At 59.5% G+C, this 21,366-nt stretch carries 20 protein-coding genes; 6 read left to right on the forward strand and 14 right to left on the reverse strand.

What is annotated here, in order from left to right:
- Positions 1–156 precede the first annotated feature (156 nt).
- The 3 genes from plsB to JOE29_RS18035 all read left to right on the forward strand — a co-directional run bounded on the left by plsB (position 157) and on the right by JOE29_RS18035 (position 4,014).
- Positions 157–2,658, forward strand: coding sequence for a glycerol-3-phosphate 1-O-acyltransferase PlsB (gene plsB, locus JOE29_RS18025; protein WP_210079732.1), 2,502 nt, complete (start codon positions 157–159; stop codon positions 2,656–2,658).
- Positions 2,659–2,769: 111 nt separating this feature from the next.
- Positions 2,770–3,120, forward strand: a complete 351-nt coding sequence (locus tag JOE29_RS18030; RefSeq protein ID WP_032658422.1) for a YbaY family lipoprotein — start codon at positions 2,770–2,772, stop codon at positions 3,118–3,120.
- 204 nt (positions 3,121–3,324) lie between these two features.
- On the forward strand, positions 3,325–4,014 hold the full coding sequence (locus tag JOE29_RS18035; protein WP_003314273.1) for a DUF4197 domain-containing protein: 690 nt from the start codon (positions 3,325–3,327) through the stop codon (positions 4,012–4,014).
- A gap of 65 nt (positions 4,015–4,079) precedes the next feature.
- On the opposite strand, the gene JOE29_RS18040 is transcribed toward JOE29_RS18035, so the two are convergent.
- Positions 4,080–4,889 (reverse strand): class I SAM-dependent methyltransferase, encoded by an 810-nt coding sequence (locus JOE29_RS18040; RefSeq protein ID WP_210079733.1) that lies wholly within the window; start codon positions 4,887–4,889, stop codon positions 4,080–4,082.
- Between the two features lie 96 nt (positions 4,890–4,985).
- Here JOE29_RS18040 and JOE29_RS18045 point away from each other — a divergent pair, with 96 nt between their 5' ends.
- Positions 4,986–5,609 (forward strand): energy transducer TonB, encoded by a 624-nt coding sequence (locus tag JOE29_RS18045; protein WP_210079734.1) that lies wholly within the window; start codon positions 4,986–4,988, stop codon positions 5,607–5,609.
- A gap of 11 nt (positions 5,610–5,620) precedes the next feature.
- Here JOE29_RS18045 and JOE29_RS18050 read toward each other — a convergent pair whose 3' ends face one another.
- From JOE29_RS18050 to ppc, 6 genes are all read right to left on the reverse strand, one after another.
- Entirely contained in the window at positions 5,621–6,310 is a 690-nt protein-coding gene (locus JOE29_RS18050) for an extensin family protein (protein ID WP_210079735.1), read from the reverse strand.
- A gap of 133 nt (positions 6,311–6,443) precedes the next feature.
- Positions 6,444–7,307, reverse strand: coding sequence for a DUF72 domain-containing protein (locus JOE29_RS18055; RefSeq protein WP_003422019.1), 864 nt, complete (start codon positions 7,305–7,307; stop codon positions 6,444–6,446).
- Positions 7,308–7,309: 2 nt separating this feature from the next.
- On the reverse strand, positions 7,310–7,621 hold the full coding sequence (locus JOE29_RS18060; protein ID WP_003314268.1) for a hypothetical protein: 312 nt from the start codon (positions 7,619–7,621) through the stop codon (positions 7,310–7,312).
- Positions 7,622–7,869: 248 nt separating this feature from the next.
- On the reverse strand, positions 7,870–8,544 hold the full coding sequence (tsaB, locus tag JOE29_RS18065) for a tRNA (adenosine(37)-N6)-threonylcarbamoyltransferase complex dimerization subunit type 1 TsaB (protein WP_003339614.1): 675 nt from the start codon (positions 8,542–8,544) through the stop codon (positions 7,870–7,872).
- A 92-nt stretch (positions 8,545–8,636) separates the two neighbouring features.
- On the reverse strand, positions 8,637–9,284 hold the full coding sequence (gene adk / locus JOE29_RS18070; protein WP_003314266.1) for an adenylate kinase: 648 nt from the start codon (positions 9,282–9,284) through the stop codon (positions 8,637–8,639).
- 282 nt (positions 9,285–9,566) lie between these two features.
- A complete protein-coding gene (gene ppc, locus JOE29_RS18075) occupies positions 9,567–12,203 on the reverse strand; it encodes a phosphoenolpyruvate carboxylase (RefSeq protein ID WP_058443924.1) in 2,637 nt (878 codons plus the stop codon).
- 380 nt (positions 12,204–12,583) lie between these two features.
- On the opposite strand from ppc, the gene JOE29_RS18080 reads away from it, so the two are divergent.
- Both JOE29_RS18080 and JOE29_RS18085 read left to right on the forward strand, forming a co-directional pair.
- On the forward strand, positions 12,584–12,997 hold the full coding sequence (locus JOE29_RS18080) for a DUF4398 domain-containing protein (RefSeq protein WP_003314262.1): 414 nt from the start codon (positions 12,584–12,586) through the stop codon (positions 12,995–12,997).
- 59 nt (positions 12,998–13,056) lie between these two features.
- The gene (locus tag JOE29_RS18085) at positions 13,057–13,839 is read left to right on the forward strand and encodes an OmpA family protein (protein WP_003409263.1); all 783 of its coding nucleotides are present in this window, start codon (positions 13,057–13,059) and stop codon (positions 13,837–13,839) included.
- An 80-nt stretch (positions 13,840–13,919) separates the two neighbouring features.
- Here the strand turns inward: JOE29_RS18085 and JOE29_RS18090 are convergent, their stop codons facing one another.
- The 7 genes from JOE29_RS18090 to JOE29_RS18120 form a co-directional block, all read right to left on the reverse strand.
- Positions 13,920–14,240 carry a hypothetical protein gene (locus JOE29_RS18090; protein ID WP_074952536.1) on the reverse strand — a complete coding sequence of 107 codons (321 nt, stop codon included), beginning with the start codon at positions 14,238–14,240 and terminating at the stop codon, positions 13,920–13,922.
- Positions 14,237–15,133: an alpha/beta hydrolase gene (locus tag JOE29_RS18095; protein ID WP_004418715.1), complete on the reverse strand. Its 897-nt coding sequence runs from the start codon at positions 15,131–15,133 to the stop codon at positions 14,237–14,239. The genes JOE29_RS18090 and JOE29_RS18095 overlap by 4 nt, the downstream gene beginning before the upstream one ends.
- Positions 15,134–15,334: 201 nt before the next feature.
- Complete coding sequence (locus JOE29_RS18100; RefSeq protein ID WP_003339622.1) at positions 15,335–16,612, reverse strand: flavohemoglobin expression-modulating QEGLA motif protein; 1,278 nt, start codon at positions 16,610–16,612, stop codon at positions 15,335–15,337.
- A 135-nt stretch (positions 16,613–16,747) separates the two neighbouring features.
- Complete coding sequence (locus JOE29_RS18105; protein ID WP_004418716.1) at positions 16,748–17,473, reverse strand: TetR family transcriptional regulator; 726 nt, start codon at positions 17,471–17,473, stop codon at positions 16,748–16,750.
- A 91-nt stretch (positions 17,474–17,564) separates the two neighbouring features.
- Positions 17,565–19,067: a lysine--tRNA ligase gene (gene lysS / locus JOE29_RS18110; protein ID WP_003415497.1), complete on the reverse strand. Its 1,503-nt coding sequence runs from the start codon at positions 19,065–19,067 to the stop codon at positions 17,565–17,567.
- A gap of 69 nt (positions 19,068–19,136) precedes the next feature.
- Positions 19,137–20,232, reverse strand: a protein-coding gene (gene prfB / locus JOE29_RS18115; RefSeq protein ID WP_096114110.1) for a peptide chain release factor 2 whose coding sequence is annotated in 2 segments (ribosomal slippage) — positions 19,137–20,159 and positions 20,161–20,232 — 1,095 coding nt in all. Because the reading frame shifts where the segments join, the coding sequence is not laid out codon by codon here.
- Between the two features lie 107 nt (positions 20,233–20,339).
- Positions 20,340–21,344, reverse strand: coding sequence for a PleD family two-component system response regulator (locus JOE29_RS18120; RefSeq protein ID WP_003314254.1), 1,005 nt, complete (start codon positions 21,342–21,344; stop codon positions 20,340–20,342).
- Positions 21,345–21,366: the final 22 nt, after the last annotated feature.

Raw genomic sequence — 21,366 nt, forward strand, 5'->3', positions numbered from 1 at the left:
GATACGTGCCGTCGTCAGGTGAGCCTGGCTCGGCAAGCGGTCATTCGGACTTGATCCGTTCAGCGGGCACACCGGCGCTTTTGCCGATCGCTTCGGGATACGTCACACTGGCGCCCATCCAGGGCAGCCGCCCGCCCCTCACTCAGCAGAAGCCGTATGACCCGCTCTCCATTCCGTCGTCTTGTGTTCGGCACCCTGCGCCGGTTGTTGTATCTCTGGGTTCGCTCGGAAACCATCAATCAATCGTCTTTTACGCTGAATCTGGACCGCAGTCGCCCGGTGTTCTATGCACTGCAATCGCCTTCAATCAGCGACCTGGCAGTGATCGATACAGAATGCCGTAAAGCCGGTCTACCTCGTCCGATGCTGTCGGTAGCGGTTGGCAACCTGATCGAGCCCGCCGCATTCTTTTACCTGACCCCCTCCCCCGACTGGCTCGGTCGCCAGGACAAGCGTGGTGCGCCCCCGACGCTGGAGCGTGTGGTCGCAGCCGTCAGCCAGAACCCCGGCGAAGACGCGCAGATCATCCCGGTCAGCGTGTTCTGGGGCCAGTCACCTGACCGCGAATCCAGTGCCTGGAAGCTGCTTTTTGCCGACAGCTGGGCGGTGACCGGCCGTTTGCGCCGTCTGGTCAGCATTCTGATTCTGGGCCGCAAGACCCGCGTGCAGTTTTCCGCGCCCATTCACATGCGCGAACTGGTGGGTGAAAACAAAGGTTACGAGCTGACGCTGCGCATGACCCAACGTCTGCTGCGCGTGCACTTTCGCAACCTGAAAAGCGCCGTGATCGGCCCGGACGTGTCGCACCGGCGCACGGTGGTCAAAGGTCTGCTGGACGAACCGCTGGTCAAGCAGGCGATCATCGAAGAGGCCGAGCGTGAACACATCACCCAGGAAAAGGCCCGGGAACGGGCGCTGAGCTACGGCAACGAGATCGCCTCGGACTACACCTATTCGGTGATCCGTTTCATGGAGGTGGTGCTCAGCTGGTTCTGGAACAAGATCTACGACGGCATCAAGGTCAGCCACATCGAAGGCGTTCAGGAAGTCGCACCGGGACATGAGGTCATTTATGTGCCTTGCCACCGAAGCCATATCGATTATCTGCTGCTGTCTTACCTGCTATTTCGCAACGGCCTCACGCCGCCGCACATCGCCGCCGGCATCAACCTGAATATGCCTGTGGTCGGCGGCCTGCTGCGACGTGGTGGGGCATTTTTCATGCGCCGCACGTTCAAGGGTAACCCGCTGTATACGGCGGTGTTCACCGAGTACCTGCACACGCTGTTCATCAAGGGCTTTCCGGTCGAATACTTTGTCGAAGGCGGCCGTTCACGCACCGGACGCATGCTACAACCGAAAACCGGCATGCTCGCCATCACCCTGCGCAGCTTCCTGCGCAACTCGCGGATGCCCATCGTCTTTATCCCGGTGTACATCGGCTACGAGCGTGTTCTGGAAGGCCGTACTTACCTGGGCGAACTGCGCGGCGCAACCAAGAAGAAAGAGTCGATCTTCGATATCTTCAAAGTCATCGGCGCGCTGAAGCAGCGCTTCGGTCAGGTCTCGGTGAACTTCGGTGCGCCGATCAAACTGGCCGAGTTTCTCGATGGCGAACAACCGGACTGGCGCGAACAGCAGCTGGACCCGCAATTTCGCCCCGAATGGCTGAGCGAGACCACGCACCGCCTGGGTGAGCGTGTGGCCCAGCATCTGAACGAAGCCGCTGCCGTCAACCCGATGAACCTGGTTGCCGTGGCGTTATTGTCGACGCAAAGACTGGCGCTGGACGATCAGGCCATGGAGCGGGTTCTCGACCTGTACCTGACCTTGCTACGCGCCGTTCCGTACTCCCCGCACACGACACTGCCGGAAGGTGATGGCCGTTCGCTGATCGAGCACGTAAAAGGCATGGACCTGCTCGCCGAACAAAAAGACGCGCTGGGCAAAATTCTGTACCTGAACGAACAGAATGCGGTGTTGATGACCTACTACCGCAACAACGTCCTGCACATCTTCGCCCTGCCCTCGCTGCTGGCGAGCTTTTTCCAGAGCTCGTCGCGCATGACCCGCGAACAGATCCTGCGCTACACACGTGCGCTGTACCCGTTCCTGCAATCGGAACTGTTCATTCGCTGGCCGCTGAACGAGCTGGATGAAGTGGTCGATCAATGGCTGGCTGCGTTCGTGGAACAAGGTCTGTTGCGCTTCAAAAAGGACGCCTACGTGCGCCCGGAGCCCAGTTCACGCGAGTTCGTCTTGCTGACCCTGTTGTCCCGCGCCATCGCCCAGACCCTGCAGCGCTTCTACATGGCGATTGCCTTGTTGCTCAACAGCGGGCAGAACACGCTGAGCCCCGAGCAGCTCGAGGACCTGTGCACGGTCATGGCCCAGCGCCTGTCGATTCTGCATGGCCTCAATGCGCCGGAGTTCTTCGACAAGAGCCTGTTCCGGCACTTCATCCAGACCCTCCTGGACCTGGGTGTGCTGCGCAAGGACAGTGCCGGCAAGCTGAGCTATCACCCGATGCTGGGAGAACTGGCGGAAGGTGCGGCCAAGCGAGTATTGTCTGCCGAAATCCGTCTTTCGATACGGCAAGTGGCCTTGCACAGCAATGAAGAGGAGCAGGATGTGGGAAGCGATCAAGAGAAAACGTAGGGCTTTTCCGTAACCTGGCAGGGATCTTTAGACAGCTGTTTTCTGCTCTCTGGCCCCTGCTAGGGTTTGGTGGGTACCAATGACTGGTACTTATCAAATAAGGAAATTGAAATGTCCAGCGAACCCCTAGTACGCCTTCAGGGTGAAGTTTATTACCTGCCACGCATCGCATTGCCAACTGGCTGCAAGCTGATTGTTGCGCTGAATGACATCAGCCTTGCTGACGCACCGGCCCATGTCATCGATGTCAGCGAAACAGAGATTACTCACCAGGTGCCGCTGCCGTTTGAACTGAACTACGCCGCCGACCGCTATCCCGTTCAGGGCCACAGCTACTCCCTGTCGGCACGAATCGAACACAACGGCACGCTGGTATGGATCAACGATACCGTTCATTCGGTCGAGCTGACCCACGAAGACCAGAAAGGCCTGCTGATCAAGGTCATTCAGGCAGCCGGCTGATCCGTTCAGCACTGATTGCTCCCTTCAACGGTGCGCCTCGGCGCGCCGTTGTCGTTTCACAAGGCTTCCTCCCCCTCAACATCGATTGACGTCCATCGCTCGCAGGTGCAAGTGCCTGTCGCGACTTCCTGATACGCTTGATCACGCACCGCACCATTATCGATCCGGGTTCAGGTCAGAACCCACTTCAACAAGGACGCTCTCATGCCTCGTTTTTCGTTCACCCTGGCCGGCCTGTGCGCAGGCCTTCTACTGTCGGCCAACGTCTTCGCTCTATCGCTGGGCGACCTCTCGCAATCGGACGCGACCGGTGGGCTCAAGGATGCCCTGACTCAAGGCGCACAGGTCGCCGTCAAACAACTCGGCGTTCCCGGCGGTTTCAGCAAAAATGAAGAGGTGCGTATCGAGCTGCCGGGCAAACTCGGCCAGATCGCGAAAAAGATGAAAATGCTCGGCATGGGCGCTCAAGTCGATCAGCTGGAAACCAGCATGAACCAGGCCGCCGAAGCCGCCGTGCCTCAAGCTCAGGCACTGCTTGTAGATGCAGTGAAAAAGATGAGCGTAACCGACGCCAAGGCCATTCTCGGCGGCGGCAAGGACTCGGCCACCCAGTACCTGAGCAGCACCAGCCGCGAGCAGATCCGCGCCAAGTTCCTGCCTATCGTCAAGAAGTCCACCGATCAGGTCGGTCTGGCGCAGAAGTACAACGCCTTTGCCGGCAAGGCGGCGGCGCTTGGCGCGCTTGACAGCAAAAGTGCAAATCTTGAAGGCTACGTGACCGAACAGGCGCTGAACGGGCTGTTCGAAATGATCGCCAAACAGGAAGAAAGCATTCGCGCCAACCCTGCTGCTGCAGCTACGGGCCTGGCGAAGAAGGTCTTTGGCGCGCTTTGAGTGCGGTGTTTGCGCCTGTATTCACAGGCGCATCTGCGTTTGACTCGGGCTGTCGACGATAGGCGCTATGCACCGCTCTCGTCTGTGGCTGCCTTGGGCTTCAAAGCCTTCTTCGGGTAGATGTCGTAGCGGCTGGATTTGCCGTCCAGCGCATAGCCCGGCTTGACGCCGTCGATGCAGGGGGCCTTGCGCGGGCGTTTGACCACCACGCGGTGGGTGGCAAGCGCCAGTGCGGCCTCCAGCAACGCAGGCGCGTCCATGTCATCACCGACCAGCGGCCGGAACAGACGCATTTCCTTTTTCACCAGCGCGGTCTTTTCCCGGTGCGGGAACATCGGGTCCAGGTAGATCACCTGGGGCGGCTCCCCTGTCCAGGCGCGGATGATGTCGATCGAGTTGCCGGTCAACAGGCGCATACGGGCAATGATGGAGCCGACATCACGATCACCGCGCCCGCGAGCCAGACCATCCTCCAGTAATGCAGCGATGATCGGCTGACGCTCGATCAGGCTCATGTCGCAGCCCAGACTTGCCAGCACGAATGCATCCTTGCCAAGACCTGCCGTTGCGTCCAGCACGCTGGGGCGAATGCCCGGCTGAATACCGACCGCCTTGGCAATCATCTGCCCGGTCCCGCCACCGAACAACCGCCGATGAGCCACCGCGCCCTCGACAAAATCGACACGTACGGCGCCAGGTGCATCATCGCCCAACTGCTGCAATTGCAGCCCGTGTTCAGTCAATTGCAGTGCAAAATCAGCGTGCGCGTCGCTCAACGGCAGGCCCAGGCGCTGCGCCCACTGTGCCGCCTGCTCCTGTTCGCCAACGGCCAGGGCTTCGACCCGGATACGACTGCCTGCTTGCTGATCAATCATTGCGCTTACACACTCAAAAATTGTTAATGATCGGCAAAATCTGCCGATAACCAAGTATCCGGCATTTTGCCAGACCCAAGGCCAGTACTGATCGCTATGTCAGAGATTGTTCAATCATCCATAGGCTATTTGTCGCACTCAGGCGACTTTAGCGTACGCAACAGCCGCACACTGGGTGGTGTGACGCAGCTGTGGTCGGATGCATTTGCCCGGGCGATGGCGGATCAGGTCAGTGAAAGCGCTTCAGTACCCGTCCACCCGACGGCTGTCGAGGTGGATGTAGAAACCGGCGAACCGGTCGCTGGCGCAAAAACCCTGAGCAAGATCGTCGAGCAACGTACCTGCCCGGTCACCGACACCGAGGTCAAGCCTCCAGAGCCGCTGTTCCTGCCGATTGCCGAATTCGACCTTGATCTGCTGCCTCCGCCTGCCGAGCCGTTCAGCATGGCTGAAATGATCGAACAGCAACGCCATCTGGAATTCGAGAGCCATTGGGTGCGCCCTACCGTCCTGAACCTTTATGACGATAGCGTCAAACCAGGCCCTGGCCCGCAGCCACGCCCGCTGCATCTGCCGATTGCCGAATTCGAATGGGAACTGGCCGACAAGCCTGCCCAGCCGCTGGATGAGCAGACCATTGCCGCCCAACAGCGTCAGTTCGACTACGAGAACGGCTGGGCACGTCCGCTGATCCTGCAAAACCTGCGGATGGCGGCATAAGCCCCGAACGCTTACTTACACACCGACCAGCGCCCCATGTCGACGTGAAAATGATCGCGATGCGCCGCGTTGTACTCCGGCCCGAGCACCGTACTGAAGTTTTTGCAGGCACCGTCACGTAACAGCCTTAGAAAACGCCCCTTGTCCCCCTCATCGCCCCAATCCTTGAGCACACCGATGCGCTGACCGTCTGCCAGGCGAAAACCTGCCATGTCCAGCGCATTGGCCGTGGCGTGCTGGCTGAGCCGAGCATTGGCGCGGTTGTAGATGTTGCGGCAGGCAAAGCTGCCCAAGTGATCGATCCGCGCTACGCGCTGGCCGAAAACGGCCTGAGCGGCAGGTTGCAATGTGTGGATATCAAACAGCGCATAGGCGACCGCCAACGGGCAACTGGCCAGAAAGCTACTGCTCAGCGCCATGTCGCCCCCCTGAATACGCAGAGTATTTTGCAGAGGGCAACGAGCAGAAGGATCACTGTCGGCCTGGCGACTGAAACGCAACCCAGACGAACTCAGCACCTGATCGCACAGTGCGGGATCGTTGCGCAGTCGCGACAGCTTGTAAGACGTCAGAAAGTTGGGCTCGGCCCGCACATCCAGCGGTGCCCATGGGTTCCAGCGCTCGGGGACATCGACCCAGCCACGCCAGACTGCGAATGCAGCCATTGCGCAGAGCAGCAGGAATACCAGCAGCATGCGCATGCTCAACCCTTGAACCGGGCAACAGGTGCGAATCGGATGAAGCGTTTACAAACAGGGGCAAAACAGCGCAGTTGCGAATCCATAAGCGGGCTCTCCACAAGGTCGGACTTCATCAGCCCACACCTGGAAGACCTCAGAGCAAGCCCAACTGTTCCACCTGAGGCCCGCGATCCAGTTCGAACAATGCCGGCAAGCCAGGCAATCGCGCCATCAGTTGCTGATGAAAGCGCATGGCCTGCTCGGCAGCCCTGATGTTGTCAGGGGTGTGCAGGAACACATACGGCGTGCGCCCCTCTTCGATCCACACGGCGACCTTCTCAACCCACTGCAGCAGAAACTGATCGTTGGCCTCCAGGTCCGGACCGCCGATGAAGCGCACTTGGGGAAACAGGGTCAGCGCAGCCGGACGAGGCGGCACCTTGGGCTTTTTCGATTGGGCGTGCAGGACTGCAGGATCAGTCGATACACAGCTGAACAATGCCCGGGAATCGAGGCAGATGCGCTCGACGCCTCGGTCCAGCAACAGGCGATTGAGCATGCGCTCTTCGTCACCCTTCATGAAAAACGCCATATTGCGCACTTCCACGGCCAGCGGCACGTTGAGCTCGTCGAGAAAGCCGGCCAGCTCGGCCAGACGCTGCGGCGTGAAGCTGGCGGGCAACTGCAGCCAGAACGGCGCGATACGCCCACCCAGCGGCGCAAGCAGGCGAATAAACTCTTCAGCGGCGCCCACCTGCTCACGAAGATCGCCGTTGTGGCTGATGTCTTTATGGAATTTGGCGGTGAAGCGAAAATCGTCGGGCATTGTTTCTGCCCAACGCTGCACCGTGGTGGCGGCGGGACGGGCATAGAACGTGGTATTGCCTTCGACAGCGTTGAATACCTGAGTGTAGAGATTCAGGAAATCATTGGGGCGGGCATCTGCGGGGTACAGCGAATCTCGCCAGGCGTTTTCACTCCATGACGGACAACCGACGTAGTAAGGCAGACGAGACACAATCAGACGTGCAGATCGAGCCCCGATACTTCAAGGTCCCAATCGACAAAACTGGCAGTGGCCATATAACTGGCCAGCGCATGGGCGACACGAGAGCTCATGGAGCGCGGGAAAATGATGTCTTGCGGACGCGCAGGTACGTTGGCAGTGCTGCCAATCGTTGAATCACCCGTTTCACGGCGAGCGCGCGCTGGAGGCGGCGGCAGCTCGGCATCAACTACGACTTCCTCAAAAGAACCTTCGACGGTCGAAGGCGTTTTCTGCGGCTTTCGCTTGATGGGATACGAGCGTGATGAGGTTCCGTCTATGCGCATCGATTATGTACTCGGCGTCGATAGTGGCAATTTAGCGTTACTGCCTTGTAGTTCGCAAATTGCGTAACGATAACTAGACCACATATATTGCAAACTGTTATCGCCAAATGAGATTAAAGACCATTTGCACGATAAACGGTAGATGGCAAACTGATATTTTTCAAAAACTGGCTGACTGGTTGGCGGGTATCGAAAAGACATCCTCATGAAAGCGGCAGGCTGTCGTGCAATTCCCGCCCCCCGTTCATTCAACGCGCCTTCGGCGTAGCCACCTTGTCACGCAGGTAAACCGGCTGAGCGTCATCTGCAGGCAGGGCCTCGCCGCGGTGCCAGGCAAAGGTCGCCAGCGTCAACAGATCCTGCGCGTGCGGCAGCATGGCTGCATCATGACCTGCCAGGCTGACCGGAATACGCTCTGCGTAGCCCCAGCCCGTACCGGCACCAAACCATTGACCGCTGGCCTGCGCAGGCAGCGTGGCCAGTTCGGGCGCCATCACAGCTTCGTCGCCCAACAGACGCATCTCGCCAGCGGTCTCGTGATAGCAGCCCCAGTACACCTCGTCCATGCGCGCATCGATGGCCGATGCCACTTGCGACACGCCGTGCTCGCGCCAGGCGCGCTGCGCCAGTACGGCGAGGTTCGAAACAGGCAGTACCGGACGTTCCAGGGCGAATGCCAAGCCTTGCACGACGCCGATGGCAATACGTACACCGGTGAATGCACCAGGCCCGCGTCCGAAAGCGATGGCGTCCAGCGCCGACATGGCAATGCCCGCCTCAGCCATCAGGGTTTTGATCATGGGCAGCAGCCGCTGGGCGTGCAGGCGCGGAATCACCTCGTAGTGGCTCAGCACCTTGCCGTCATGCAGCAAAGCGACCGAGCAGGCTTCAGTGGCGGTGTCCAGGGCCAGCAAGGTGGTCATCGGTGTTTCCGTCGTGGTCAATATGAAAAAGTGCAGCAGTATAAATGACAAATGGCCCGCAAGCGGGCCATTTATTGTTCAGACCGAGAGCCTTACTTAAGAGCTTCCAGTACTTTTGCAGTGATGTCCTCAACCGAACCGACGCCCGGAATATGGCTGCACTTGGGCTTGCCGTTCTTCGCTTCCAGCTTGCTGTAGAACTCGACCAGCGGCTTGGTCTGGGCGTGGTACACCGACAGGCGATGACGCACGGTCTCTTCGACGTCGTCCTTGCGCTGCAGCAGCGGCTCACCAGTCACATCATCGATACCTTCAACCTTCGGTGGATTGAAGATGGTGTGGTAAATGCGCCCGGAACCTTCGTGAACCCGGCGGCCGGACATGCGCTTGACGATTTCTTCATCATCGACGGCGATTTCCAGTACATGGTCGATTTCCAGACCGGCTTTCAACAGGGCTTCGGCCTGTGGAATGGTGCGCGGGAAACCATCGAACAGCACGCCGTTCGCGCAGTCCGGCTCGGCCAGACGGTCCTTGATCAGGCCGATGATCAGGTCATCGGAAACCAGACCGCCCGAGTCCATAACGCTTTTGGCCTTAAGGCCCAGCTCGGTTTCAGCCTTGACTGCAGCGCGCAGCATGTCGCCTGTCGAAACCTGCGGGATGCCGAACTTTTCAGTGATGAATTTTGCCTGAGTACCTTTACCGGCCCCGGGAGCTCCCAGCAGAATCACGCGCATCGTCATGCTCCTCAAATTTTTTATAGTGAAATCATCGGATTCGCCTCGGGGGCCAATCTAAAAAATGAATCAGGCCAATAGGCCGAAAGGCTGATCAAGATACACAGCAGACCGAGGCCGCACAAGCCGCCGAAAGTCGCAGTAACCGCAGGCGTACCGGCTTGTCAGCCTTGATTTCAGAGTGAGATGACCTGTATCAAGGTTTACGGCAGGCCAGCCTGCAAATCCCGCGCTGGCCATCGCCGGACCAAAAAGGCCCGACGATGGCATCGGCCTGATCCATCAGCCCGTATTGCGCAGACCGGCAGCAATCCCCGCTACAGACACCAGCAGCGCCAGTTCCAAAGGACTGTCCAGACTGGCTTCACGATTACGCGAACGCGACAACAGCTCTGCCTGGAGCAAATGCAACGGGTCAAGGTAGGTGTTGCGCAGGCTGATGAATTCCAGCGTTTCAGGGCTGTGGGCCAGCAGTTGCGTCTGCCCGGTCAGCCCCAGAACCACATTGCACGCCTGCGACAATAGGTCGCGTAAATGTGCGCCCAAATGTTGCAGCTCGGCGCTGACCAGACGTTCGTCGTAGAGTCGGGCGATGTCCGCATCGGCTTTGGCGAGGACCATTTCCAGCATGTCGATGCGCGTTCTGAAGAACGGCCACTGCTCACGCATCTGCGCCAGTACCTCGCCTTCCCCGCGCTCCAGTGCCTTGCTCAGTGCAGCCTCCCAGCCCAGCCAGGCGGGCAGCATCAGACGCGTCTGCGTCCAGGCGAAGATCCACGGAATGGCACGGAGACTCTCTACACCGCCCTCGCGGCGCTTGGCCGGACGGCTGCCGAGTGGCAAACGCCCCAGCTCCTGCTCGGGTGTCGCCTGGCGGAAATACTCGACGAATTCCGGGTTCTCGCGCACCACCGCGCGGTAGGCGCTGACCCCATCGCCGGCCATCTGGTCCATCATCGTCCGCCACGCCGGTTGTGGAGGTGGCGGCGGCAACAGGGTCGCTTCCAGCACGGCAGCCAGATAAAGGTTGAGGTTCTGCTCGGCGATGTCCGGCAGACCGAATTTGAAACGAATCATTTCCCCTTGCTCGGTGGTCCGGAAGCGCCCGGCCACAGAACCCGGCGGCTGCGACAGAATCGCCGCGTGCGCCGGACCGCCGCCACGACCGACTGTACCGCCGCGGCCGTGAAACAGCAGCAATTCGACCTGCTGCTCGCGACAGATCTCCACCAGCCTTTCCTGCGCGCGGTACTGAGCCCAGGCTGCCGCCGTCGTGCCGGCATCCTTGGCCGAGTCGGAATAGCCGATCATTACTTCTTGTGGCCCGTGCAGACGCGAGCGATAGCCCGGCAGCCCGAGCAGTGTCTCGATCACCGGACCGGCGTTATCCAGGTCGGCCAGGGTTTCGAACAGCGGTACCACACGCATGGGCCGCTGCAGCCCGGATTCCTTGAGCAGCAGTTGCACGGCCAGCACATCCGAGGCCGAGCCGGCCATCGAGATCACATAAGACCCCAGCGACGCCGCCGGAGCGGCCGCCACCTCCCGACAGGTTGCCAGCACCTCTGCGGTATCGGCTGCCGGCTTGAAGTAGCTCGGCAGCAGCGGCCTGCGGTTATTCAATTCACGCAACAGAAAGTCGATACGGGTCTGCTCATCCCACTCTTCGTAGCGACCCAGCCCCAGATAATCAGTGATTTCGGTCATCGCTGCGCAGTGACGGCTGGAATCCTGGCGAACATCCAGACGCACCAGGAACAGACCGAATGTGACGGCCCGACGCAGGCAATCCAGAAGCGGCCCGTCGGCGATCACACCCATGCCGCATTCGTGCAGCGACTGGAAGCACAGCATCAGCGGGTCGAGCAGTTCACGGTTGTCTTGCAGCACCGCTTCCGGCGCAGGCAGGGTTTCGCTTAGTGAGGCATTGGCCCAGTTGCGCGTCGCACGCAAGCGCTCGCGCAGGCGTTTGAGTTCCGCCCGATAAGGCTCGGCGCTGTCACCCACGCTGGCACGCAGAGCGTCGCTAGCCTGCTGCATCGACAGTTCTGCGGCGAGATTGTCCACGTCACGCAAATACAGGTCAGCCGCCATCCAGCGCGCCAGCAACAACACTTCGCGGGTGACCGCAGCCGTGACATTCGGGTTGCCGTCACGATCGCCGCCCATCCATGAAGCAAAACGGATCGGCGCGGCTTCCAGGGGCAGATGCAGGCCGGTGGCCGCATGCAGCGCATGGTCAGCCTTGCGCAGGTAGTTTGGAATGGCGTGCCATAAGGAGTGTTCAATGACCGCGAAACCCCATTTGGCTTCATCGACCGGGGTCGGTCGGATGCGCCGGATCTCTTCGGTGTGCCAGGCCTCGGCAATCAGCCGCTGCAGGCGCGAAGTAATCTGTGTGCGCTCGCTGCTGTTGAGATCGCGATGATCCAGTGCGGCCAGTTGCGCAGCGATGGCGTCGTATTTCTGAATCAGCGTACGACGTGCTACCTCGGTCGGGTGCGCAGTCAGCACCAGTTCGATTTCCAGCTTGCTCAGCTGACGCGCCAGGGCGTCGGGTGAATGGCCTTCGGCCTTGAGGCGATCAAGCAGCTCGGGCAGTACTCGCGATTCGAATGGCAGCGGCTGTTTATCGTCGCGGCGGTGCATGAGCTGATACTGCTCGGCAATATTGGCCAGGTTGAGAAACTGGTTGAAGGCACGCGCAACCGGCAGCAGTTCGTCATCACCCAGCCCGTCGACGCTGGAACTGAGCTGTTCAGCCCCTTCCGCCGAACCACGTCTGCCCGCTTTGGCACCTTTGCGAATACGCTCGATCTTGTCGAGAAATTCAGCGCCTCGCTGCTCACGAATCGTATTCCCCAACAGCTCACCCAACAGGTGAACGTCTTCGCGCAGACGCGCATCGATATCGGCCATCGTTCCTCTCCCGTTTTTTATCTGGGCTCAGTTGCGTACCCGCTCGGCAGCACGGGCGTACGTGAATTCAAATCCGCTGTGCCAACAGTGCACCAAAAGCCTGCAATTGGACAAATGCTTCAGCAAAAACCTGAACGCCATCAGGGTCATTGATTGTGGCTCCACACCCCTTCATATGATGGCCAACATATTGGCATTCATCTGAATGCTTCTGAAAATTCCTGACCGGCCAGTAGATATTTATCTGAACTATTCAAAAACCGTGAAGGTCGGAACATTTAACCATTACAGGAAAGCCCGAAAGGCAGTAGGCGGTTGTAGAACCTGATGCCCGGACTTGATGCAACGACTGTCATGGATAACCACGTTGGAGTCAGACATTGGAGTTGATCAACATGAACACCTTAACTGCCAAAACCAAATTCAAAGGCCTGCGCGGTCTCAAGTTAGCTGCGCTGGCACTCGGTAGCACCTTTATCCTGGCCGGTTGTGCCGGTAACCCGCCTTCCGAGCAGTACGCGGTTTCGCAATCGGCCGTCAACAGCGCTGTCAGCGCTGGCGGTACCGAGTTCGCGGCGGTGGAAATGAAGTCGGCTCAGGACAAGCTCAAAGCTGCTGATCTGGCCATGCAGGATCACAAATACGAAGAAGCACGCCGACTGTCTGAACAGGCCGAGTGGGACGCTCGTGTAGCAGAACGTAAATCTCAGGCCGCCAAAGCTGCCAAGGCCGTGCAGGACGCTCGTCAAGGCGTCAACGAACTCCGTGAAGAAGGCCTGCGTCAGGTGCAGTGATTGCCCCGCACACCCTTCCGTTTTCATGAATTCGTAACTGATTAAAGGACGACCTTATTATGCGCAAACAATTGATGATCCCTGCTCTGCTGGCCATGAGCGTTGCCCTGGCAGCCTGTGCAACCAAGCCAAACCCTAACCTGGAACAGGCTCGCAGCAACTTCACCGCGCTGCAGACCAACCCTCAGGCCACTCAAGTCGCAGCCCTTGAAACCAAGGACGCCAGCGAATGGCTGACCAAGGCAGAACAAGCCTTCCGCAACGATGACGACGTACAGAAAGTCGACCAACTGTCGTACCTGACCAACCAGCGTATCGAGCTGGCCAAGCAGACCATCGCCCTGCGGACTTCTGAAGCAGCGCTGCAAAACGCTTCTGCCGACCGTGCAAAAGCACGCCTGGAAGCACGTGACGCACAGATCGCCGCATTGAAAAACAGCCTGAACGCCAAGCAGACCGAACGCGGTACGCTGGTAACTTTCGGTGACGTGCTGTTCGACTACAACAAGGCCGAACTGAAGCCAACCGCCCAGGGCGACATTGGCAAGCTGGCTGGTTTCCTGCAGGAAAACCCGGACCGTAAAGTGATTGTCGAAGGCTACACCGACAGCACCGGTTCGGCTTCCTACAACCAGTCGTTGTCCGAGCGTCGCGCCAACTCGGTGCGTATGGCTCTGGTACGCATGGGTGTAGACCCAGCGCGCGTTGTGACCATGGGTTATGGCAAGGAATACCCGGTTGCTGACAACTCCAGCAACTCGGGCCGCGCCATGAACCGTCGTGTGGAAGTCACCATCTCCAACGACAACCAGCCTGTTGCACCACGCTCTTCGATGAAATAAGCGACTGAGCTGCTGCACCGAAGCCCCGCCTGCGCATACAGGCGGGGCTTTTTCATGGGCGAGGTTTTTTACGGCTGTCGTTATTGCCGAGGCGTTTGCTGGTCGAGGCAACGCACTGCCTGCCTACGGTCATCGATCAATACGCCCGACAGACCTTTCCGCGACGTATCGAACAACACCAGTACGCCATCAACGCACTGCGCCACCTCGGCGGCTGGCGTGGCAGCGACCTTGTAATCCTCGCCGGGGACGGTTTTGAGCAGGGTGAATTCACCGAGCAGCAGTGCATCCTCGGGCTTTGCGAAGTGCAGGTAGCCGTAAAACCACAGACAGCCCACCGTGCCGATGACGGCACCCACCGCGCTGAGGATCATGCCGTTGAGGTTACGCTCGCGGCTCATGGCGCTGGCGGTGTTGCAGGGGTCGGGTAGTTGGGCACTTCCGCGAGGCGGCGCAGGCCGTTGAAATGCGTCGGGTCGTCCAGGTAGCGCAGCATGACCTGACGCCAGAGAGGGTCTGCGAACGTCTGTACGTGTTCGCCGCGGGTCAATTGCAATACGCGCGGTGGCGGCGCGGCCTTGTACAGCTCGATGCCGTTGGCGAGCGGCACCAGCGTGTCGTCCATGCTGTGAAAGATCAGCATCGGTGTGCCAGCCAGTTTTGGGAGGCCGTTGACCGCGCTGTCGGCCTCCGGGATCAGCCAGGACAAGGGCGTTTTCAATGGCCAGGTCAGCCACGACTTGCTCAGCGAGTTTCGCGCGACACTGCGGTAGCTGGCCGGCACGCTGTCCAGCACCAGCGCCTTGAGCCGCGAGCGCTCCTGCGGGTGTTCGGACAGGTAATGCACCGCCAGCGCCCCACCAATGCTTTGCCCCAGCACCACAAGCGGTTTGCCTTGCACTTGCGGCGCAGTGTTCAGCCAGTCGAAAGCGGCCTGAACGTCCTCGTAGACCGCTGGCAGGCTTGGCTCGCCCTGCGACTCGCCATAGCCCCGATAATCCAGCATCAATACCTGATAACCCTGCTCGGGCAACCACCAGACGCCTCCAAGATGCCAGGACAGGTTGCCACCGTTGCCATGCAGATGCAGCACCGTCCCCTTCACCGGCACGCCTTCCTTGGCGGGCAGCCACCAGCCATGCAGGCGCGTACCGTCGGCAGCGGTGAGGTTCACGTCCTGATACTGCAGGCGCGCCTTGTCGGGTGTGAACGGAACACCTTGCTCGGGATAGAACAACATCGAACTGCAACCGGTGAGCGCAAGGACCAGGGTGAAGATGCCGAGCAGTTTCAAATGAGGTTTCCTTGTTGTTTTCATCGCCACATCACTGCCGTGCTGGCGCGAGACTCAGATTCTCGTTCCCATGTTCCGCGAGCATTGGCCGATAGGCATAGTCATGAGCTTTCGGAGAATGTACCTCTCCTTCGCGAACAAGTTCGCCTACGGCCTTCGGCCAGAGTCAAAAACAGGCTGGCGTACAGCGAAGATCGCTGCCTACAAAATATTCGAGTAATCCGCTTCGATACGGTCCAGGCTCAGGTGGTTGAGGAAGTTGGAGAAGCACATCCAGGCTGACAGGGCGTTCATGTCACGGAACTGCTCGGGCAAGTACTTGGGTGCGACCACCAGCCCTTCGTCCACCAGTTGGCGCAGGGTACGCATGTCTTCCAGCGTGGTCTTGCCGCAGAACAGCAGCGGCACCTGTTCGAGCTTGCCCTTGCGCACGGCGAGCTGAATGTAGTTGTAGACCATGATGAAGCCCTTCAGGTAGGACAGGTCCTTGGTGAACGGCAGGCCATTGGGCACCGAGCCGCGGAAGACGCGACTGGCATTGCCGTAGCTCTCCGACATGCCAAAGCCCTGCTCCTGGTAAAACTCGAACACCTGCAGAAAATCGGCACCCTGCTCGGCCATGTGAATGGCGCGCGTGCGATTGGTCAGCTTGCGCAGGCGGCTCGGATAGGATGCAAAGGCGATGACTTCCATGAGAATCGCCAGGCCTTCCTGCGTCACCGTCGACGACGGCGGGCCTTTGGACAAGAACGTACAGATCGGCTGGTTTTGCCCGTTCAGCGTGGTGCCCACGTGCACCAGTCCTTCATGAACTTCCAGCGCGCGTACATCGCGCTCGTTGAACATCGCGTCGGTGCGGATCTTGATGTAGTCGGCACCGGCAGCCGCATCGGCGACGATCCCGTCGGATTCGAAAACCCGGATGGTCTCCTCGGCCTCACCGAACACGCGGTTCAAACGCGATTGCAGCAGCGAAACAGCGTCCTTGGCGGTGAGCGTTTTCGGCTCGTCCTTCAGGTCACCGCGCCCGGCAATGTTGTTCAGGTAATCCGAGAGCATCAAGCCGAGATCGGCCAGCGTCGGATCACCCGCATGAAAAGCGTCGGATGCAGCGCCGTACAATTCCTGAGAAATCAGCCCGAAGTCAGACGTACCGCGTGCCTCAAGCATACGCACCACCATGCGGTACTCACGGCACATGCGGCGCATGATCTGCCCGACCGGGTTGAACTGCCCCAGTTGACGCGTGACGTCCCGCTCGATGTTCTGAAACTCTTGCTTCAAGGCGGAAGAGTCGAAACCCAGCGGACGGTTTTCGTAATAGGCACGGTCCACGGCAGGCAGCGCCTTGCCCTTGGCGGCCAGAAACTCCTTGCGGACGTTCTCATCCCATTTAACTGCATCCAGAATGCGAATCGGCGTCTGTGCAACGACGATCCGATCCGATAAAGCACGAATAGTCTGTTGATACTCGTCCACCGGTACTCCTTGGCTGGCTGTCACGCTACTGCTTGGCGGCGCGGAACAACACGCCACCGCTGGAAAAATATCGAAACTGGCAGGATCGTCAAACCGTCTGAGCAGCCGATCCGGGGCACTCGCGCAGCAGTATAGTCACCCTCGAAGCGGCTGCGGGGTCCCCAGGACCAGACGCATCTGCCGGGTCAGGATACAGAGCATTTCTTCGTCGGCTTGACGCTGCGGCCCATGCAGCAGGCCTTGATACTCAATGCGACGGATAAGCCCCGTCAACACCTGAGCATCCTGATAGGGCTGCAGGGAACCGAGCACCTGGAAAAACTGACAACTGCCTTGCAGCAAAATTTCCTGGTGTGCCATGACCAATGGCGTCAGGCGCGGGTTGATCAGTGCTTCGTGGTAGAACGCCTGCTCGGCGATCAGATAGTCACGCCGGGTCAGCAGTTGATGGCGGATGTGCTCCATCACCATACGCGCGATGTCGTCCGCCAGACGAAAACGGTCGGTCGGACTACCGGAACTGCGGCTCATCATTTCGCGCAGAATGCCTTCGGTGTTCTGCCACAGCCGCGCCAGATAGTCAGCGCTGCGCTGTACATACTGGGCGAAGGCATCGGTCAGCAGATCATCAATGTCCTTGAAGTAATAGGTGGTTGCCGACAGAGGCACACTGGCTTCAGCGGCCACTGCGCGATGGCGCACGGCGCGTACGCCGTCACGCACCACGATACGCATGGCGGCATCGAGAATGACCTGCCTGCGCTGCTCACTGCCCTCGCGCGCAGCCTTGCGGCCCTGATACTTGACACTTTTGGCCACCGCGCTCGCTACTCCGGCGGCCCCTTCTCTGGCAATCGTCACGACAGCTTCCTTATAAGTCGCTCTGAAATGAGTCGATCTGAAAAACACCTAAAAAAAAGCCGCCCATTGAAGGCGGCTGTTTTAACACTGATTACGCTTGCGGGCGCATATGCGGGAAGAGAATCACGTCGCGGATCGACGGCGAGTCGGTGAGCAGCATCACCAACCGGTCGATACCGATCCCCTCGCCTGCCGTCGGCGGCATGCCGTACTCCAGCGCACGGACGAAGTCGGCGTCGTAGTGCATGGCTTCGTCGTCACCGGCATCCTTGTCGGCCACCTGCGCCTGGAAGCGTTCGGCCTGATCTTCGGCGTCGTTGAGCTCGGAGTAGGCGTTGGCAATTTCGCGACCGCCGATGAACAGCTCGAAACGGTCGGTGACGTTCGGGTTTTCGTCATTGCGACGCGCCAGCGGCGACACTTCGAACGGGTACTGGGTAATGAAGTGCGGCTGTTCCAGCTTGTGCTCGACCAGCTCTTCGAAAATCATCACCTGCAATTTGCCCAGGCCTTCGAAGCCCAGCACCTTGGCACCGGCCTTTTTCGCAATGGCGCGCGCCTTGTCGATGTCCTGCAGGTCGGCAGCGGTCAGCTCGGGGTTGTACTTGAGGATCGAGTCGAACACCGACAGGCGCACGAACGGTTCGCCAAAGTGGAACACCTTGTCACCATAAGGCACGTCGGTGGTACCCAGCACCAGTTGCGCCAGTTCGCGGAACAGTTCCTCGGTGAGGTCCATGTTGTCTTCGTAATCGGCGTAGGCCTGGTAGAACTCGAGCATGGTGAACTCGGGGTTGTGCCGGGTCGAAACACCTTCGTTACGGAAGTTGCGATTGATCTCGAAGACCTTCTCGAAACCACCGACCACCAGACGCTTGAGGTACAGCTCCGGGGCGATACGCAGGAACATTTCCATGTCCAGCGCGTTGTGGTGGGTTTCGAACGGCTTGGCCGCCGCGCCGCCGGGAATGGTCTGCAGCATCGGCGTTTCGACTTCGAGGAAGTCGCGCTTCATCAGGAAGCTGCGGATGTGGGCGATGACCTGCGAGCGCACGCGGAAGGTCTCGCGCACTTCCTCGTTGACGATCAGGTCGACGTAACGCTGACGGTAGCGCTGTTCGGTGTCGGTCAGGCCGTGGTGCTTGTCGGGCAGCGGACGCAACGACTTGGTCAGCAGGCGAACGCTGGTCATCTCGACGTACAGGTCGCCCTTGCCGGAGCGTGCCAGCGTACCTTCGGCAGCGATGATGTCGCCCAGGTCCCAGGTTTTCACCTCGGCCAGGGTTTCTTCAGGCAGGGTCTTGCGGTTGACGTAGACCTGGATGCGCCCGGTCATGTCCTGGATCACCATGAACGAGCCACGGTTGAGCATGATGCGACCGGCAACCTTGACCGGAATCGCTGCCTCTGCCAGTTCTTCCTTGGTCTTGTCGACGTACTGTTTCTGCAGGTCGTTGCAGTAGCTGTCGCGGCGGAAGTCGTTGGGGAAGGCCTGACCCTTGGCACGGCCTGCAGCAAGCTTTTCCTTGCGCAAGGCGATCAGGGTGTTTTCTTCCTGTTGCAGGGCTTGCGGGTCGAGTTGTTGGTCGCTCATGTCTTTAAATATTCCATCACAGGTTCGCCCTCGCCTTGCGACGAGGGACTTGAGGTGTCGGCTGACGGTTTACAGCCCTTGCTTGAGGCTCGCGATCAGGTATTCGTCGATATCGCCATCAAGCACCTTGTCGCAGTCGCTGCGTTCGATGTTGGTCCGCAGGTCCTTGATACGCGAGGCGTCCAGTACGTAGGAACGAATCTGGTGACCCCAGCCGATATCGGACTTGGTGTCTTCGAGCGCCTGGGACGCCGCGTTACGCTTCTGCACTTCCTGCTCATACAAACGGGCCCGCAGCATTTTCATGGCGGTGTCCTTGTTCGCATGCTGGGAACGCTCGTTCTGGCAACTGACCACGGTATTGGTCGGAACGTGGGTGATACGCACCGCCGAGTCAGTGGTGTTTACGTGTTGACCACCGGCCCCGGAGGAACGGTAAGTGTCGATACGCAGGTCCGCCGGATTGATGTCGATTTCGATGTTGTCATCGATTTCCGGCGAAACGAATACAGCCGAGAACGAGGTGTGGCGACGGTTGCCGGAGTCGAACGGGCTCTTGCGCACCAGACGGTGAACGCCGATCTCGGTACGCAGCCAGCCAAAGGCGTATTCGCCCTTGATGTGCACGGTAGCGCCCTTGATACCGGCGACTTCACCGGCGGACAGTTCCATGATGGTGGCGTCGAAACCGCGCTTGTCGGCCCAGCGCAGGTACATGCGCAGCAGGATATTGGCCCAGTCCTGCGCTTCGGTACCGCCGGAGCCGGCCTGGATGTCCAGGTAAGCATTGTTGGGGTCCATGTCGCCGCTGAACATGCGGCGGAACTCGAGCTTTTCCAGCGATTCGCGCAGGCGCTCGACTTCGGCTGCTACGTCATCGACGGCAGCCTGGTCTTCTTCTTCGGCAGACATCAGCAACAGGTCTTTGGCATCGGTCAGCCCCGAGGACATTTCGTCCAGGGTTTCTACGATCTGCGCCAGCAGGGAGCGCTCGCGCCCCAGTTCCTGGGCGTAGGCCGGGTTGTTCCAGACGTTTGGATCTTCGAGCTCGCGGTTGACTTCGGTCAGACGATCATGTTTGTGATCGTAGTCAAAGATACCCCCGAATGGTTTCGGAGCGCTCGGACAAATCCTTGATGCTGTTTAGGATCGGGTTGATTTCCATGGTAGGCAGCACTCGCAGGCGAAATTTTCAAAGCCGACGAGTATACCCCAGGCCGGGCCACGAAAGCAGCCCGTCGGGCAGGCGTTGTGAAGCCTATTTTATCGGCGTCAGCCAGCCGCGACCTGGTTGCGTCCGTTGTTCTTGGCCTGATAAAGCCCTTTGTCGGCATCCAGAATGAGCTGACGGCTTTGCATCCCGACCTGTGGCGTCATGGTTGCTACACCGATACTCACCGTCAGGCTGGAGCCGGGCACTGGCGCAATGTGCGGGATGTTCATGCCCGCCACGCTTTGGCGCAGCTTCTCTGCCAGCAGACGTGCGCCGCCGGGCGAGGTATTGGGCAGGACCATGGCGAATTCTTCACCACCGTAGCGTGCTGGCAAATCAGATGGACGACTGCAACTGTTACGGATGGCCTTGGCGACCTGACGCAGGGCCTCGTCGCCCTCCAGGTGGCCGAAGTTATCGTTGTAGGGTTTGAAGTAGTCGACATCGATCATCAGCATCGACAACTGGGATTGCTCGCGAATTGCCCGGCGCCACTCCAGCTCCAGATACTCATCGAAATGACGACGGTTCGACAGCCCTGTGAGGCCATCGGAATTCATCAGGCGCTGCAACACCAGGTTGGTATCGAGCAATTGTTGCTGGCTGACGCGCAGGGCGCGATAGGCCTCGTCGCGCTGCAACAGGGTCATGTACGAGCGCGAGTGATAGCGAATACGCGCAATCAGCTCGATGTTGTCCGGCAGCTTGACCAGATAGTCGTTGGCCCCCGCCGTAAACGCCGCGCTCTTGATCAGCGGGTCTTCCTTGGTGGACAGCACGATGATCGGGATATCGCGGGTCAACGGGTTGCTGCGGTACTCACGAACCAGCGTCAACCCGTCGAGGCCCGGCATCACCAGGTCCTGCAGAATCACCGTCGGCTTAAGCTGCACGGCCTGGGCAATTGCCTGATGCGGGTCGGCACAAAAATGAAAGTCGATAGACTCATGGCCAGCCAGGCCGCGCCGTACGGCTTCACCAATCATGGCCTGATCATCCACCAGAAGCACCATTGCGCTGTTTTCATCCGGTGTCTTGAGCTCATCCGTTTGCAGGTCATTCATGATCTTTCTCCTGATCGCCGAC

This window comes from Pseudomonas sp. PvP009, assembly GCF_017832995.1.
In the GTDB taxonomy this organism is placed as follows: Bacteria; Pseudomonadota; Gammaproteobacteria; order Pseudomonadales; family Pseudomonadaceae; genus Aquipseudomonas; species Aquipseudomonas syringae.

Excerpts from the sequence above, each read along its gene's own strand:
- JOE29_RS18050 (WP_210079735.1), bottom strand. The coding sequence starts at position 6,310 with ATGCGCATGCTGCTGGTATTCCTGCTGCTCTGCGCAATGGCTGCATTC.
- JOE29_RS18120 (WP_003314254.1), bottom strand. The coding sequence starts at position 21,344 with ATGAATGACCTGCAAACGGATGAGCTCAAGACACCGGATGAAAACAGC.
- JOE29_RS18035 (WP_003314273.1), top strand. The coding sequence starts at position 3,325 with ATGCCTCGTTTTTCGTTCACCCTGGCCGGCCTGTGCGCAGGCCTTCTA.
- adk (WP_003314266.1), bottom strand. The coding sequence starts at position 9,284 with ATGCGCGTGATTCTGCTGGGAGCTCCCGGGGCCGGTAAAGGTACTCAG.
- JOE29_RS18030 (WP_032658422.1), top strand. The coding sequence starts at position 2,770 with ATGTCCAGCGAACCCCTAGTACGCCTTCAGGGTGAAGTTTATTACCTG.
- plsB (WP_210079732.1), top strand. The coding sequence starts at position 157 with ATGACCCGCTCTCCATTCCGTCGTCTTGTGTTCGGCACCCTGCGCCGG.
- JOE29_RS18060 (WP_003314268.1), bottom strand. The coding sequence starts at position 7,621 with ATGCGCATAGACGGAACCTCATCACGCTCGTATCCCATCAAGCGAAAG.
- JOE29_RS18085 (WP_003409263.1), top strand. The coding sequence starts at position 13,057 with ATGCGCAAACAATTGATGATCCCTGCTCTGCTGGCCATGAGCGTTGCC.
- JOE29_RS18045 (WP_210079734.1), top strand. The coding sequence starts at position 4,986 with ATGTCAGAGATTGTTCAATCATCCATAGGCTATTTGTCGCACTCAGGC.
- lysS (WP_003415497.1), bottom strand. The coding sequence starts at position 19,067 with ATGAGCGACCAACAACTCGACCCGCAAGCCCTGCAACAGGAAGAAAAC.
- tsaB (WP_003339614.1), bottom strand. The coding sequence starts at position 8,544 with ATGACCACCTTGCTGGCCCTGGACACCGCCACTGAAGCCTGCTCGGTC.
- ppc (WP_058443924.1), bottom strand. The coding sequence starts at position 12,203 with ATGGCCGATATCGATGCGCGTCTGCGCGAAGACGTTCACCTGTTGGGT.
- JOE29_RS18090 (WP_074952536.1), bottom strand. The coding sequence starts at position 14,240 with ATGAGCCGCGAGCGTAACCTCAACGGCATGATCCTCAGCGCGGTGGGT.
- JOE29_RS18040 (WP_210079733.1), bottom strand. The coding sequence starts at position 4,889 with ATGATTGATCAGCAAGCAGGCAGTCGTATCCGGGTCGAAGCCCTGGCC.